The sequence below is a fragment of the Pseudalkalibacillus sp. NRS-1564 genome (assembly GCF_050467905.1).
In the GTDB taxonomy this organism is placed as follows: domain Bacteria; phylum Bacillota; class Bacilli; order Bacillales; family Guptibacillaceae; genus Guptibacillus; species Guptibacillus hwajinpoensis_B.
Genome location: NZ_JBITPM010000036.1, coordinates 1 through 16670 on the forward strand (window position 1 = coordinate 1; position 16670 = coordinate 16670).

A 16670-nucleotide genomic window follows, 5' to 3' on the forward strand; every position below is an offset into this window, starting at 1 on the left:
GGACAATCGCTTTGTTTTGTGAATAAACAGAAAAATGGAAGGGATCATATTGCAAGGAAGAAATGAGTATGAGTAAACTAAGAGCAAGAAACAAATTAGGAAAATGTTGTTAATCATTGGAGGTGTGATAAATGAATGAGGAAGAGAGGGAAAAAGCATTTCAATCGGAGCTGCAAAGGCTCAGGGTGAAAGATTACATATCAGAGCAGACATACGGTACTGTTTCGAACGCGTATCAAAAAATGATGGACGACGCTATAGAAGCGGAGGAAAAGCATGAGGAAGTTATTGTCGCACGAGAAATAGTTCCAACTAAGTCAGAGGCGGCAACCCCTGTCAAAGAAAAGAAAGTGAAATCAACACAGGAGCTTAGAGATCGAAATTTAACATGGATTTTGGTTATTGGTGTGGTCTTCTTGTTACTTGGTGCGCTGGTACTTGCCACTAGTACGTGGGATGTGATGACATCGATCATGAAGACCGCGCTCATTGGCGGAATTGCGGCTGTGTTCTTTGGGATTAGCTGGCTCAGTGAACATAAGCTTCGCATTGAAAAGACCGCCTTCTCCTTTTTAGTTCTCGGAAGCCTATTTCTACCTATCGTCGTATTTTCAGCAGGTTATTTTCAACTTTTTGGAGTTTGGTTATCTGTAAGTGGCGATGGGAATGAAGTGCTTGGTCTTATTGGTGTTTTGGTTTGTTTGCCTCTCTATTTCCTGCAAGCAAATCGGCAACAATCACGTTTATTTGTTTGGTTTTCTTTTGTGACGTTAAGCATCGGTGCGGCCTTTTTTATCCAGGTATTCAACCCGCAAGTAGATCTCTTTTATCTTGGAATCGTGATCTTTAATGGACTGTTGCTCCTAATCTATGCTCGAACAAAAAATATGAAAAGTTTCGCTCTTTTTACGAAAGAGCTTCCTATCTATGTGCAGGGGAATCTCATTCTCTCAACGCTGCTCCTACTATTCTTTTATGAAAGTGACGTTTTTTATAGTTTTAATGTGATCGTGACGGCTTTTCTTTATCTTTCTATGATTTTTATTGGAAAACAAAAGGAATATCATTTTGTCTTTACGTTCTTACTTGTGTATGGCATTTATCAGCTTATTGAGCACTCGTTCCTTGAAGCTGCGGACGTTATGTTATACGCACTTGTCGGCTTTATTTTTATTGGCTTACAGTCGGTGGATCGTCTTCAAAATCCATATATGAGAAAAGCATTTCAACTGACAAGTGGTGCTGTATCACTATGTGCGTTCTTTTTTATCACATACAAAGGCTTGATTTTGCGCTTTGATGATCCGTCCTGGCTGCTTGTGATTGGTTACTTGCTCATTAGTCTTAATTATATATACCTTGCTAATCTATCACGCTATCGAATTTTTGGTTTTTTGGCTCCACTATTTCTAGCTGCTGCAGGACTGTATGCGATAAGTTTACTTTATACGAATCCATCGGTTGAAACAGTGATGCTTCATTTGTTTTTTACTGGCGTAACGATATATGTGGGTGGCTATTATTTGAATACATGGAGCGTGACAAAAAGAATTCAAACTGGATCGCTCTTCGTTTCTTTTGGTCCTATGATGCTCTCCCTATTGCTTGGTCTTCTTATCGAGCTATGGTGGTTAGAAAGTATCCTATTATTCATGTTAGGAATTGTTCATCTATCGATCTATCGAAAAGGGAAGTGGAAATGGCTTCGTCAAACGGGAGCGTTACTGCATTCTATTTCATGGGGAACTGCGCTGTTGGCGCTTTATCCTTTATTGGCGAGAAATAATTTCTATGAAGATAGCTTGGGTGCGCCATTCCATACGGCGATTGCAGCGCTACTCATTATCGGTACTCATTTTATTTGGCAAAAAAGGAATGTAAAAGACCTGGAGGAAATGGCTTTTTGGACCGGTGTCAGTTTCTATGGATTGGCATTGCTTCTCTTGTTCGGCGCGACGGTAGAGGAATTATTTGTTCGCTCGGGACTGTTGGTAGGAGCTATTGGCGTACTCTATCTGATCTTTAAGCGCACAGAGGAAGAGACGTTATGGCCAGTGATCAGTGTATTTACTTTGGGTGCTTATCTTTCTGTTGCGGAAGCCTTTCCTATTCAAGGAATGTTTCAGTGGATCATCGGGGCGGTTCTTCTGATCCTGATCGCTGACACGCTTGGAAAAAAAGACGTTGTTATACAGCGTAGTTATTTTTATTTAGGACATGTCTATTTGCCGATCGCTCTCATTTATACCATTTTAGAGCAGGGGAATGAGCCAGTCTTATATATCGTTGGCCTTTTCGTTTATGCTTATTCCGTTCTAACAAGGAAAATCGAATGGGAGGTTCGTACGTTTCTTTATGCAGGTTTTACCGTTCTTCCTTTTCTCTACATGGCGTTAGTTGATACTTTTGATTTAGACGGTGAGGCATACACGTATACAGGGTTTGCATCAAGTATCATTATGTTTGCGCTTTGGTTTTTCCTTGGTGGAAGGTGGGAAGAGAGGATTAAGTGGTATGCGGTTCCATTTGCTATCTTAGGATTTCTTCCTTTTATAACCGAATACAGTGAAATCAGTTCTGTGCCTTTTAGTGTTGGTCTACTCTATGCGATTCTGCTGCTTTGCTTGATTCACCAATCTGATTGGCAGATCATCACGATTATCCCTCTCCTATTCGTTCAAACGCTGGTATTTCTTCTCCCCGTTGAGACAATGGAGATGCGAACGCTTCTTTTTGTAGGAGTGGCAGTAGGGATGTTAACTGCGGGCTTCCTTATTCATAAAAGGCTCTATTCCTTTAGAGTAAAGCAACTGAAGGAAAAGCATATTGATTGGTACTCCGTAACAGCTCTTTTAACCGTACTTAATCTATATCAAGAGCTTACATTCGACTCTTTCTGGGCTGATGAGTTAAGAGCACTGTTTATCTTTGTTTTTTTCGCACTTCAAGTAAGGAGAGTGCCGACTGGTTTGGCTGCAAAAGTAATGAAAAGCATTACTGCCCTGTCATTATTAGTCCCTTATTACACGCTCCTTCATCACATTGAAATCAATAAGTATATTGTGACAGAAGTTTATGTATTGCCATGGATTGCGTTAACGATTTATTTATCAAAGCGTACGTGGAATCAAAGCAAACAAATCATGAGTTTCATAGAATGGAGCATTCTTTCAATCGTAGCAGCAGTTCTTGTAGGTGATGCTTTGATGAGTAATACAATATATGATGCGATCATAGCTGGTGGGCTATCCCTTGGTTCCGTGCTTGCAGGTTTTTACTATCGCATTAAATCATACTTTGTCATCGGATGTAGCGTTCTTCTTTTGAACCTTCTTCTGCAAACGCGACCTTATTGGGGGAATATGCCATGGTGGGCCTACCTATTAATCGCAGGAGCTACACTCATTACTGTTGCAAGTTTCTACGAATGGCAGAAGCAAAATAAAGATAAAGAAGGAAATACACTACTTCAGTTAAAAAAACAACAGTTTATGGAAAAGTGGAAGCAATGGCGTTAAAGAACAAAAGCTGTTTCTATCAACGTGTTTTAGAACCGTTTATAGAGGCAGTTTTTTGTTTTGCTGCTAATCTTATATGAAAAACAAGTTGATTCTATGAAGCTACTACGATATATAATGACGTAAAGGTAAGAGAGTCTCGTGAGCGAGAACAAGTGTCTTTTGAGGGGGTCAGATACGTACCTGACCCCCATCAAAAAAGGAGGTTGAGCGATGGCACGCTGGATTTACGTTGTTGGGGGTTTTTTAGTGATTTTGTCCTTTTCTTTTTTTATCTTCTATTCTGTAAGGGCTTTCAATATTACGCCTGATCGCCCTTCTGCCTCCTATACAGCACCGGATTATCGTTTCGTTCTTGTAACGGAGGAGATCGATAACGATTACTGGCGACTTGTGGAGGAAGGAGCGCGGGAAGCGGCTACAAAGTACAATGTTTCACTTGAATACACAGGGCCAAAACAAGCGAACCTTGAAGAACATATCAAAACGATTGAGATGGCAGCGGCATCTAAACCTGATGGCATTATGGCACAGGGATTAAATCAAGACGTATCCGCGACAATTATCAATCGTGTCACAGAGAAAGGATTTCCTTTTCTCACAGTGGACACAGATGCTCCTGATAGTAAGCGTGTGGCATATGTAGGCACAGATAATTATTACGCTGGATTTCTCGCAGGTCAGGCGCTTCTTAAAGATACAAATGACGAAGTAAAGGTTGGGATTATTACGGGAAGGTTTGATTCAGCGAATCAAAAGCTTCGTGTAGAAGGGTTTAAAGATGCTATTAAAAATAGCGATCGCGTCGATGTTGTTGCCATCGATGCCTCACAAATTACGCGAATACAAGCAGCGGAGAAAACGTACGAAATGATAAAAGCACATCCTGAAATCAATGCTTTTTATGGGACGAGCGCTCTTGATGCGATCGGTATCGTGCAGGTTCTTGAAAGCATCGGGATGACCGACCAGGTTTATGTTATTGGTTTTGATGTGCTTCCTGAGACGATGCAGCTACTTAAAGATGGAAAGTTAGAAGCAACAGTTGAACAAAAGCCATATGAGATGGGATATAACGCGGTGGAATTAATGATACAAATTATCGAAGGAGAGGATGTTTCAACGTATCATCATACGATGACAGAAGTATTAAGAAAAAAAAGATTTAAAGCAACTAGAAAGAACGACGCCAGGAGGGATTAAACTACCATGAAAATCCAGGGCAAATTTATTCTCTTTTTTACCATGCTCGTCATTTTAATGAATGGTGTCGCTTTCTATTTGTTTCATAGCAGTCAACGAACTATTGATGATTACCATACGAGCTTTGAACGCTTTATCGTGCTGAACGAAATATCACAGCAAACAAATAAAGTGTATGAGGCGATGAATACCTTTCTAACAGAACGGACACAGAAAGAATTAGAAGCATACGCCATGGAGAGAAAGATTCTCTCTGAAGAAAAAGACGAGCTTCTTAGCTCGGTAAAAAATGAAGCGAACGATCAAACCGTCACGAATTATGAAAAGATGATCGAAAGCTTCCTGCTTGAATGTGATATTACAGTGCAAGCTTTTCAACGACAGGATATTAATCAATATTCAGGTCATTTAAATGAAGCTGCCCAAATCTCAGCATTTATCCAAGAAACGACGCTAACATTAATTAATTCTGAGCTAACGGATTATCGCATGTTTTACAACCAGATGGAGGAAAAGAGTACGTATTTGCAGTGGATGGGCATATCATTATTCGTTTCGATGATTTTATTTAGTTTGTTGATGGCATTTTGGTTCTCAAGAGGTATCACAAGGCCCATACACGAGCTTGCAGCAGCAGCTAAGAAGCTATCGAAAGGGGACTTTACTGCGAATAGAGTAGTTGTGAGATCTAGAAATGAGCTACAGCTACTAGCGGATACTTTTTATCGCATGCAAGAGAACATACGAGGATTAATTAAAGAGATAAAACAGAAATCAGAGTTAGATCAGCTGTTGAAAGAAATGGAGCTCAAAAGTCTTCAAAGTCAGATCAACCCACATTTTCTTTTTAATACGCTAAATACAATTTCGAGACGTGCCTATATCGAAGGCGCGGATCAAACGAGTGAGCTCATTGAATCTGTTGCCGCACTTCTTCGTTACAATCTAGGAAATTTAGCGAAGGATGTCACATTAAAAGAAGAACTGAATATTGTTCGAGAATATTTCTTTATCCAGCAGTCACGATTTGGTGAAAGGGTTACGTTTAACGTAGTGGCAGATGAAGAGGTTCTTGATTGCATGATCCCTGTCTTAACGCTTCAGCCGATCGTGGAAAATGCGTTTATACATGGAGTGGAGTCGTATGAAGAAGGGGGAGAAATCGTCATTCGGGTCTATTCTGATCAAAATGATGTTGTTGTGGAGGTGGCAGACAATGGTGTTGGAATTGATAAAGCAAGACTAACACAGCTTCTCTTCAATGACGGCCGATCGGTTTCTGAGAAGAGACAAGGACATTCGACGGGGCTTGGCATGCAAAATGTAAAAAAAAGAATTGAATTATACTATCAGGAAACAGGCACGATGACGGTGGAATCCACAAAAGGTTCAGGTACGACCGTTCGTCTGAATTTACCTTATACGAAGATGAGAGGAGATGAACAGCTTGCTTAGGATTATGGTTGTAGATGACGAGCAGTTAGAGCGTGAAGCGGTCGAATTGATGATTAAAAGAGAATATGGAGATCAAGTCACCATTCAGAAAGCGAAAAATGGACGAGAAGCCATTGAATTTGCCGAAAAGTTTCAGCCCGAGATTGTCTTTATGGATATTAAAATGCCAGGTATCGATGGGGTAGAAGCAGTGAAAACGATAAAGAGAAATCAACCCGAAATAAAATTTATCATGCTATCCGCGTTCGATACGTTTGACTATGCCCGCGAAGTGATGAAGCAGGGAGTGAAAGAGTATTTACTAAAGCCAGGGGGAAAGCAAGAGATCTTTTCCGCCATTACCCGTCTCTCAGCCGAAATTGAAAATGAACGAGTAGAAGCTGAGAAGCAAGATCATGTACAAGCACAGCTGACAAAAGCTGTTCATCTTCTAGAAGGAGAGTGGATGAACGCTATCCTAATGGATCACGTCACAGAGTTTAGTCCTTCAGAGTGGAGTGAGCTGTTAGGCTTTCAGACGACAGTTGGGTATGCGGTTATCTTTAAATTTCCTGAGGAAAGAAAAGCGATCGTCAATGAAATGGTTCAGTGGGTAAAAGAAAAAATGAAATCCAACGTGCCTGGTGAGGCGATGATTGGAGTGAGGGATGATACGTATTTACCCTGCTTTCTTTTTAGTGAAGATCTTCTGGAGAAGGATAAACGATTAAAAGCGAAGTTACAGCCTACGTTAAGACAACTTCTTCATGAACTTTATCAGGATTTCCAAGAGGTCGTATGTATCGGCGTTGGCAGACCTTATCAGGAAGCTGATCAATTTGTTGAATCTTATCGCGAAGCGCTTCATGCTGTAAACACACTAGACTTTCAACGAGAGGTCACATATGCCTTTTATCAAGAAAGCAAGATTCCTAACGTACCGCGCCAGAGCGGAACTCAGGAGCAGGAGTCTATCGTGATCAACGCCATTAATAATGGTGATTTCACCAAAGCGATGCAAGAACTTGAAGTGTATCTTGGTATGATCTCAGGTGAACAGCCTGCTATATTTGTTCAAAAGGTGAACGAGCTCTTTCTTGTTGCAGAACGAATTTTACAAAATAACGGAATTTTCTTAACTTCCTACAAGTACATTCAAGCGGAAAGCGAAAATGAGGCAAGAAATCTAGCCAGAGCAAAGCTTCGGAAATTGAATGAGAGTGTGCAAACATGGCGTTCGCTTCATGGAGGAGATCGTCTTGAACAGGTGAAGCAATACATTCACACACATTTTCATGAGCAGCTAACACTCGAAGAAGCAGCTGAGCATGTTGATCTTAGTCCTTATTATGTAAGTAAATTATTTAAAGACAAAAGTGGTATGGCGTTTATAGATTATGTTACAGAAGTTAGAATTACAGCAGCGAAAAGAGAAATGCTTGATCCTTCAAAGAGCTTAAAAGAAATTTGTTTCAATGTTGGTTATAAGGACCCAAATTATTTTAGTCGAGTGTTTAAACGAAAAGCAGGTTTTTCACCATCTCAGTACCGTGAACAATTGCACGTATGACAAAAAAAGAAACCGACTAGCGGTTTTTTGTTATTGGAATGGTAGATCCTTCAAAATGCCTTTCTGAATATAATTCTGCATGGAGTGAAGTTCTTTCATGACTCTAGCGTTTTCTCTATCATTCTTCCACCAGTTGTCTCCCTGTCCAGATTCTCTGTCATCGGGGCAGAGAGTATAGGAGATCCAGTCCGGCATATAGGTGGTGAGAGTTAAGTGACACCTTTTCATGTGATAGGGGGAGCTCACAATCAGAAGTCTATTGATGTGATTCAGCCCAAATGAGCGTTGAAGTACCATAAGGGAAGCAATGACGTTTTCTGTCGTATTCGCTGCTTCGAGTTCGAGAAGAATATCTTCCTCGGGTACGCCAAAGTTAAGTAAGTGGTTTTTCATCCAAATGGCTTCTGACTCTTCTTCTTTACCCCATCTTGCTGCAGATCCGGAAACTAAAATTTTTGGAGCGCGCTCGTTATGATATAGTCTGGCTGCTTTTTGAACGCGATGAATCGTTTTTGCACCAAAAACGAGAATGCACTCTCCATCTTTTCCATCATCTACAATGCTATCGAACATGAAAGAAGTAATTTGTTGCCTTGAGAGAGTGTTCAGATTAACTTCAGAAAACATCATTTCTCTTTCACCTCGTTAGGACATTTCTTAGTAACTCTCTTCTCCTTTTAATCAAGAGATCCTTTCTTTCGTAGTTCTGTACTAGCTTATGAGCAAGACCTCAAAAAAGTGAAGATAACAACAAAAATATGAAGGCGCTTACATGGGTTGTGAACCATTCAATTTGATAAAGTAAATGTAATAAAAAAAACGGGGGGATTGATTGTATGAAGGGAACGTTGAAAAAACTTACGGGATGGATTCTCGTCCTTGTCCTCGCTCTTGTACCACTTTCTGCTTGTTCAAACTCTGGGGAAACGAATAGCAGTAGTGAAGGAAGTGCTAGTAAAGAAGAAACGCTTGATATTTTTAGCTGGTGGACAGGGGCTGGTGAAGAGGATGGATTGAATGCGCTAATTGACTTATTTAAAGAAGAATACCCTGATATTGAAGTAGAAAACGCAGCAGTTGCGGGCGGAGCAGGAACGAACGCGAAAGCCGTGCTTGCAAGTCGCATGCAGGGTAATGATCCACCAGCAACGTTCCAGGTTCATGGTGGTTCTGAATTGAACGATGGATGGGTTGCGGCTGACAAAATGGAAACGCTTAACGACCTGTATGAATCCGAAGGTTGGGGAGATAAGTTTCCTGAAGATTTAATTGATCTTGTTAGTAAAGATGGAGATATCTATTCGGTTCCTGTGAATATTCATCGCGGAAATGTTCTTTGGTATAACACGAGCATTTTTGAAGAGAACGGTGTCGAACCGCCAGCGACGTTTGATGAATTTTTCGCTGCTGCTGACCAATTACAAGAAGCTAGTGTTACGCCGCTTGCTCTTGGAGACAAAGAGCCCTGGACAGCAACTCATTTGTTTGAGACTGCGCTCTTAGGAACGCTTGGAGCAGATGATTACAAAAAGCTTTTCACTGGAGAAATGTCGTTTAGTGATCCGAAAGTAAAGGAAGCCGCTGAGAACTTTAAGAAGATGCTCAGCTATGTGAATGAAGACCATAGCTCACGAAATTGGCAGGATGCTTCCCAGCTTGTTGCAGATGGAGAAGCGGCGATGAACGTTATGGGAGACTGGGCAAAGGGTTATTTTGTGAACGACCTTAACTTAAAGGTGAAAGAAGACTTTGGTTGGGTGGCAACACCTGGAACGGACGGTATGTTTATGGTCATTACAGATACATTTGGTCTACCAAAGGGAGTTTCAAATCCTGAAGACGTTAAGAAATTCTTATCTGTTCTTGGTTCTGTTGAAGGACAGGATGCGTTCAACCCATTGAAAGGCTCTATTCCAGCTCGTGTTGATGCCGATCTCTCGAACTATGATGAGTATGGGAAAGAAACAATTGAAGACTTTAAAAATGCTAGTCTTGCTCCAAGTCTTGCCCACGGATCGGCTGCGCCTGAAGGCTTTGTCACAAAAGTGAACCAGGCGATTAATATCTTTGTTACACAGCAGGATGTGGATCAATTTATTAGTTCGCTAGAAGATGCTTCAGGCGATCTTAAGTAAAAGAGGATGGGGGGAGAGGGATTGCTCTTCTCCCTTTTTCTATCGTAAGGGGGATGAGGATGAAGACTGAAACAATGATAAACCAATCTGTTAAAGCCGTAACAACTCGAAAAAGACGTTCACTTACGAAAGATCACATAATCGCCATTGCATTCCTTATTCCATCCATCCTATTAGTAGGCGTTTTTGTTTATGGTTTTATCGGATGGACTGGCTATGTCTCTTTGAGTAATTGGAATTCACTTGTACCAGACTTTTCATTTGTTGGATTGAAAAATTACATCTACTTGTTTAGTGATTTTCGTTTTCAAGCTGACTTACGAAATACATTATTTTTTACGATTCTCTTCATTCTAGTCGTGATTGTGGTGGGGCAGTTTCTTGCCATTCTTCTTGATCAAAAAATCCAGCAGGAGTCACTCTTTCGAAATATTTTTTTCTTTCCGATGGCGCTTTCGTTTGTTGTAACGGGTGTAGTTTGGCAATGGCTATTAAACCCTTCGACAGGTGTTAACCTATTTCTTGAAAAGATTGGTCTTGATTCAAAATGGTACACGGATACAACCATTTTCCCTGCAATTGGATGGGGAAAGATTGAATTCGGGATTCCGATAGCGATGATTGCCGTTGTGATTGCTGCAGTATGGCAAATGACGGGCTTCTCTGTTGCCATGTATCTTGCCGGTTTACGTGGGGTGCCTGAAGAAGTGCGAGAAGCAGCAAGAATGGATGGAGCGAATGAATTCCAAGTATATTGGAAAATCATCATGCCGATCCTTCGCCCGATTACGGTTAGTGTCATTATTATTATGGCTCATATTTCGCTTAAAATTTTCGATTTGATTTACGCAATGACAGGTCCTGGAGCGAACTTTGTAACCGATGTTCCAGGTGTATATATGTACGAAACGACGTTCCGTGGTAATTATTACGCAAACGGAGCAGCCATTGCTGTGGTCATGCTTCTCGCTGTTGCTATCTTTATCGTTCCATATCTGTGGTCGAGTCGAAAGGGGGAAGCTTGATGGCGATTAGAACGATCACCCGTCCGCTTCTTTATGCTCTCCTTATTGCTTTATCATGCTTTTATTTAATGCCGGTTTACGTCATGATCATAACGAGCCTGAAGCCTCTTGAAGAAGTGACCTTAAGTCAAATGTGGCAGTTACCTTCAACACTTGATTTTAGTAGTTATTCAGTAGCGTTTACGAAGCTTGCTCCAAACTTATTAAATAGTTTCTATCTTGTTATCCCAGCAACATTGCTATCAGCGTTATTAGGATCACTTAACGGCTACGTACTTTCAAAGTGGAAGTTTAAAGGCGCAAATACGCTATTTACGGTTATTTTGTTCGGAATGTTTATACCCTATCAAAGTATCCTTATCCCGCTCATTCAGTTTCTTAGAGAAATCGGATTATATAATTCTATTGTAGGGCTTATCTTTGTTCACGTTGTGTATGGGATTCCGATTACGACACTTATGTTTCGCAATTTCTATGCTAGCATTCCTGATTCGATGATTGAATCTGCCAAAATAGATGGGGCAGGGTTTATCGGAATTTACCGTTTCATCATGATGCCTTTATCAATTACAGGGTTTGTTGTAGTCGCAATCTGGCAGTTTACGAACATCTGGAATGAATTTTTATTTGCTGTCACGATCACAACATCTGATCAACAACCTGTTATGGTTGCTCTTCAGAATTTATCCGGCAGTCAAATCGTTCAATGGAATGTACAAATGGCAGGTGCACTCCTTGCTGCACTGCCAACTCTACTCGTTTATATTTTCTTAGGTAAGTTTTTTGTAAAAGGATTACTTGCGGGATCAGTAAAGGGGTGAAATCCACTTTTGATAAGAGCAGCTCATGCTGTTCTTTTTTTTACTCATTTACGTTCTGTGATGACCTTTCACATGGATGATTCAAAAATAGAGAAAACAACATCATGAGATATCATTGCTATTTTTATTTGAATGAGTGTCTTAAATAGAGGGATTTCGATGCTTTATCTTGAAATTTGTTAGAATAGTGAGAAAAATGGTAAAATTAAAAAGTGATCTTATAATAGTGGAGGGGGAGTGCTGATGTTTCATTCGTATAAAGTAGATGGTTACTTTGATGAAATGCTTGAAGAAGGCAAGAAACCAAGGGGACATTGCAAACCGTTCCATGAGAAATTAAACGAGGTAGCTCCGGAAGAATTACAGTCGAGGTATGAACTAGCGCAAAGCGATTTTCTTCGCCAGGGCATTACGTTTACCGTTTATAGTGACAATGAGGGTACAGAACGGACAATGCCATTTGATTTTGTTCCCAAAATTATTCCACCAGACGAATGGCAACATCTTGAGCGGGGACTCATGCAGCGATTTGATGCGCTCAATGCTTTTCTTGATGACGTCTATCACGAACAAAATATTCTTAAAGATGGCATAATTCCACGGGATCTGGTCGTCAATTGCCAGCATTTTTTCGAACAAGTGGCAGGGATTGATCTTCCGAGAAGGCAGCATATTTTTATGGCAGGAATTGATTTAATTCGTGATGCTAATGGAGAGTATCGCGTTCTAGAAGATAATCTTCGTAATCCCTCTGGCCTCTCTTATGTTTTTCAAAACCGTTATGTAATGAGAAAAGTTTACCCTGAATTTTTCAATCAATATTCTGTTCAATCTCTTGAACAGCAATTTTCATATCTTCACTCAGCAATGGCCTCGCTTGCTCCTGATGATAGCACATCACCGACGATTGTATTATTAACACCTGGTGTTCATAATTCAGCATACTACGACCACTCTTTTATTGCTCAGAGAACAGGAATTGAACTCGTAGAAGGCAGAGACCTTGTTGTGAGGGAGCGACAGGTGTTTATGAAAACTGCTCGTGGATTGAAGAAGGTAGATGTGATCTATCGTAGAATAGACGACGAGTTTCTTGACCCACTGGAATTTCGTGAAGATTCGCTTCTTGGGGTTCCAGGGCTCATTGATGTGTATCGAGCGGGAAATGTTTCGATTCTAAATGGTATTGGTAATGGAGTTGCCGATGATAAAGCGATCTATCATTTTGTTCCTGATATGATTCGCTATTATTTAAAGGAAGAGCCACTAGTGAAAAACGTCGATACATATCTTCTGAGATATGACGATCAGTTGGAATATGTCCTTGATCATTTGTCAGAGTTAGTCGTCAAACACACGAACGCTTCAGGCGGCTATAACATGCTTATCGGTCCTCATGCTACGGAAGAGGAGATTGAAGCCTATCGAGCGCAAATTTTAAAAAATCCATCTGAATTTATTGCTCAACCGACAATTAAATTATCTCGCCTACCAGCATTTAAAGAAGACCGCTTTGCTGCATGTCACGTTGATCTTCGCGTGTTTATATTTGGTGGAGAGAAGACTCACGTATTTCCTGGTGGTTTAACACGTGTCGCTCTCAAGGAAGGTTCTCTTGTTGTCAATTCTTCACAGGGCGGCGGAGCGAAAGATACGTGGGTACTAGAAGAGAATCCAATTGTAACGGGGGGGAGTGACAACCATGCTAAGCAGAGTAGCTGATTCGCTTTATTGGTTAACCCGAAATGTCGAACGAGCAGAGAATAATGCGCGATTGATCGCGGTTAAGTTAACGAGTCGTCTTGAGAATGCCAATCCAATCGAAGAGACGAATCAGAACTGGTATGAACTGATTGAAATAAGCGGATTTCAAGAAGTTTTTGATGAAGAACATGATCGACCGATGGATCGAAATGTGATGGAGTTTCTACTGTTTTCAGGAAAAAATCCTAATTCAGTACTCAATACAATAACTATTGCTAGGGAAAATGCACGCGCCGTTCGAGAAATTATTCCCAATGAACTATGGGAAAGTATTAATTCTTTTTATTTAAAATTAAAGCAACAAAGCCACACGCCATGGACGATGGAAGAAGTTAGCGATATTTGTGAATTTGTTAAGAAGGAATCTCTTCTATTTCAGGGGATTGTTGAAGCAACAATGCCGCGAGGAGATGCTTACCTTTTCATGGAAATGGGTAAACACCTGGAAAGAGCTGAGAAGGCAGCTCGCATATTAGATGTTTATTATCACAAAAATTTAGAGAGCTACCAGAATACAGAAATTGTGGAGTATCATCACTGGTGGTCAGTTCTTCAGTCTGTGAGTGGACATGAAGCTTACATTAAAACGTATCGACCGTTGATTAAAAGTCGCAATGTCGCTGAGTTTTTCATTTTAAATGCTGAGTTTCCGAGGTCAATGATGTACTGTATTCAAAAAGTGCGAAATGCATTTGTCGCGCTTGAAGATGGTCATGTCGAACATTATTCAGAATCACTTGCACAAGAGCTCGAGCACCTTGCCAATGATCTTTATGATTTCTCAATCGAAGAAATTTTAAATCAAGGAGCTCATGCGTTTCTTCAGAGTTTTCAACACAGATGTATGACGATCGGCATGCACATTACGAAAACCTACTACCTGGGGGAAGTTGTGATACCATGAAATATGAAGTTACCCAAACGAACACCTATCACTATGAGCTGCCAGTAAGGCAGAGTATTAATCAGTTCAGATTGCGACCACTTCATGATGTGCAACAAACGCTTCATGACTATCGCGTTCGCATCCAACCTGAAAGTAAGACTTACGGACATACCGACTATTGGGGCAACTATGTTGAAACGTTCTATCTATGGGGTGAACATCAAGATCTTGAAATTGAAACGATTTCAACGATTGAAATTCATCCACTTGCGCTGGATGTTACTTTACCACTTACGGATAACCAGCTAGCTGAACTTCATTCAGAATCTTTTAAGCAAGCACATGCCGAATATATGATCGAAACGGATTATACGACAATCTCCAAGCACGTGATGGAAGAAGAAACGCGAGAGCTTTGGGCAAATGCTAGAGATGAACTTGACTTCGCAGTGAAGCTTAATGAACATATTTATAACACGATGGAGTACGTGTCAGGAGCCACAAACGTTGAAACGACCGCTGAAAAAATTCTCACTCATCGTACAGGCGTTTGTCAGGATTATACTCATCTAATGCTTGCGCTCTGTAGGCATCGAGGAATTCCAGCTCGCTATGTTAGTGGATATATTTATATTGGGGAGAATTCCGCTTATCGTGGGGACGCGGCAACTCATGCGTGGCTTGAAGTAAAAGTGCCGGGCCTAGCCTGGATTGGCCTTGATCCAACGAATAATGCCGTAGCTCGCGAACAGCACATTCGGATTGCAGTAGGCCGAGACTATCGTGATATTTCTCCTCTAAAAGGGGTATATATCGGCGGAGCTCACACGCTTAACGTTAGTGTAGGTGTAAAGAATTTAGAAGAACGGGTCAGCGGGTAAGAAGCTGCCCGTTTTTTATATTAGAAATTCTTCCATCACTAAAACAGCTTGAAAGCATGGAAATAGTAGTAGCATTCATGTAAGGTTTTGTTTATTAGATATTTTTTTCTTAAGCGATACCTTTACCGCTAATCAAACAGAAAAGAGGCGACAATGGTTGATTATTTCACCTCCGCTAGCTCAATCAATCGTAGAAGAAACAGAGAGGATCATTAGTCGCAATATTAATTTTATGGATAGTGAAGGAAAAATTATTGCTAGTACTGATCCAAATCGTATCGGGCACTTCCATGAAGGAGCCTATAATGTTCTGCAACGGCAACAAAGTTTAGTGATCGAAGAGGATGATGAGTTAGAAGGAACGAGAAAAGGCATAAACCTCCCCGTTTTTTTGCATGACCAGATTATTGGTGTGATCGGTATTACCGGAGCCCCTGAAGAAATCAAACAGATGGGCGAGGTAATCCAAAAAATGACTGAAATTCTTGTAAAGGAAGCTTACTTTGATGAACAGCTCGAACTAGAAGATCGAGCGAAAGAAGCTTTTATTGATGAATGGATCGATGGAAAGTGGGAAAATGATAAATTATTTGCATCAAGAGGATGGATTCTTGGCATCAATGTCCATATTCCGAGAGTCGCTGTCATTCTTGATATGATCGGGATGAATGATCTTATTTATAATAAATTATCAAGCTACCAAGCTGATGTTAAAGGAGAACTTGAAATTCAGCGTTTTCGTCGAGATATTCTTCAAGAGATTCAATCGAGGTTTCCACCCAATAGTCAGCATGTGATCATACCAACAGGAAGTACACGTTATATTCTTTTATTATCCGTTAATGATCAAGTGGCCGAGGTGAATCGTAAAGGAAAGATTCAATTTCGACTGGAACAAATCCAGCAAGCTATCGAATCTTCTTACCCCTTCACAATGGCTGCGGGTATTGGAAGGATGTATACAACGCCACGAGAAATATCAAGGTCTGTACAAGAAGCAGAGAAAGCCTTGCTTCATTCCAGAAAGCAGAGTAATTTGTTTTTCTATGATCAACTTGGCATTGAATCTTTTGTGTATGATCTCGCCCCAGAAGTGAGATTAGATTTTGTTGAACGGGTTCTCCCTTTAGAACAATTAGAGAAAAAAGATCAAATGATTGAAACGCTTGAAGCTTTCTATAAAGCAAATGGCTCCATTCAAAAAGCATCGAGTGATTTATATATCCATAAGAACACTCTTCAGTACCGCTTAAAGAAAATTAGTGAATTTACTGGATATGACCCTAGAAATTATGAGGATGCTGTTCTTCTGCAAGTAGCTCTTGCTTTTTATAAATCCAACCCTACGTAAAAGACACTTTGAAAAAAGTGTCTTTTATTATGTGTACTAAAAACATATGTGTAATACGCATTTTTTTAGTTCTCTGTAACAT

12 protein-coding genes are annotated in these 16670 nt (G+C 40.5%); 11 read left to right on the plus strand and 1 reads right to left on the minus strand.

Features of this window, described 5'->3' with window-relative positions; translation table 11 throughout:
- Positions 1–131 precede the first annotated feature (131 nt).
- The 4 genes from ACIFPW_RS16040 (at position 132) to ACIFPW_RS16055 (ending at position 7725) form a co-directional block, all read left to right on the plus strand.
- Positions 132–3518: a hypothetical protein gene (locus ACIFPW_RS16040; protein WP_430245770.1), complete on the plus strand. Its 3387-nt coding sequence runs from the start codon at positions 132–134 to the stop codon at positions 3516–3518.
- 213 nt (positions 3519–3731) lie between these two features.
- Positions 3732–4721: a sugar-binding protein gene (locus ACIFPW_RS16045; RefSeq protein ID WP_430245772.1), complete on the plus strand. Its 990-nt coding sequence runs from the start codon at positions 3732–3734 to the stop codon at positions 4719–4721.
- A 6-nt stretch (positions 4722–4727) separates the two neighbouring features.
- Positions 4728–6176: a sensor histidine kinase gene (locus ACIFPW_RS16050; RefSeq protein WP_430245774.1), complete on the plus strand. Its 1449-nt coding sequence runs from the start codon at positions 4728–4730 to the stop codon at positions 6174–6176.
- A complete protein-coding gene (locus ACIFPW_RS16055; RefSeq protein WP_430245776.1) occupies positions 6169–7725 on the plus strand; it encodes a response regulator in 1557 nt (518 codons plus the stop codon). The genes ACIFPW_RS16050 and ACIFPW_RS16055 overlap by 8 nt, the downstream gene beginning before the upstream one ends.
- A gap of 30 nt (positions 7726–7755) precedes the next feature.
- Here the strand turns inward: ACIFPW_RS16055 and ACIFPW_RS16060 are convergent, their stop codons facing one another.
- Positions 7756–8355: a YdcF family protein gene (locus ACIFPW_RS16060; RefSeq protein ID WP_430245778.1), complete on the minus strand. Its 600-nt coding sequence runs from the start codon at positions 8353–8355 to the stop codon at positions 7756–7758.
- 206 nt (positions 8356–8561) lie between these two features.
- Between ACIFPW_RS16060 and ACIFPW_RS16065 the strand changes: the two genes are divergently transcribed.
- The 7 genes from ACIFPW_RS16065 to ACIFPW_RS16095 all read left to right on the plus strand — a co-directional run bounded on the left by ACIFPW_RS16065 (position 8562) and on the right by ACIFPW_RS16095 (position 16588).
- A complete protein-coding gene (locus ACIFPW_RS16065; RefSeq protein WP_430245780.1) occupies positions 8562–9860 on the plus strand; it encodes an ABC transporter substrate-binding protein in 1299 nt (432 codons plus the stop codon).
- A gap of 59 nt (positions 9861–9919) precedes the next feature.
- Positions 9920–10885 carry a carbohydrate ABC transporter permease gene (locus tag ACIFPW_RS16070; RefSeq protein WP_370314267.1) on the plus strand — a complete coding sequence of 322 codons (966 nt, stop codon included), beginning with the start codon at positions 9920–9922 and terminating at the stop codon, positions 10883–10885.
- A complete protein-coding gene (locus ACIFPW_RS16075; RefSeq protein ID WP_430245782.1) occupies positions 10885–11706 on the plus strand; it encodes a carbohydrate ABC transporter permease in 822 nt (273 codons plus the stop codon). Before ACIFPW_RS16070 ends, ACIFPW_RS16075 begins: the two co-directional genes overlap by 1 nt.
- Before the next feature lie 243 nt (positions 11707–11949).
- Positions 11950–13428, plus strand: a complete 1479-nt coding sequence (locus ACIFPW_RS16080; protein ID WP_430245784.1) for a circularly permuted type 2 ATP-grasp protein — start codon at positions 11950–11952, stop codon at positions 13426–13428.
- Positions 13409–14374: an alpha-E domain-containing protein gene (locus tag ACIFPW_RS16085; RefSeq protein WP_430245786.1), complete on the plus strand. Its 966-nt coding sequence runs from the start codon at positions 13409–13411 to the stop codon at positions 14372–14374. The genes ACIFPW_RS16080 and ACIFPW_RS16085 overlap by 20 nt, the downstream gene beginning before the upstream one ends.
- A complete protein-coding gene (locus tag ACIFPW_RS16090; protein WP_303534152.1) occupies positions 14371–15237 on the plus strand; it encodes a transglutaminase family protein in 867 nt (288 codons plus the stop codon). The genes ACIFPW_RS16085 and ACIFPW_RS16090 overlap by 4 nt, the downstream gene beginning before the upstream one ends.
- Positions 15238–15394: 157 nt before the next feature.
- Positions 15395–16588, plus strand: coding sequence for a CdaR family transcriptional regulator (locus ACIFPW_RS16095; protein ID WP_430245788.1), 1194 nt, complete (start codon positions 15395–15397; stop codon positions 16586–16588).
- Positions 16589–16670: the final 82 nt, after the last annotated feature.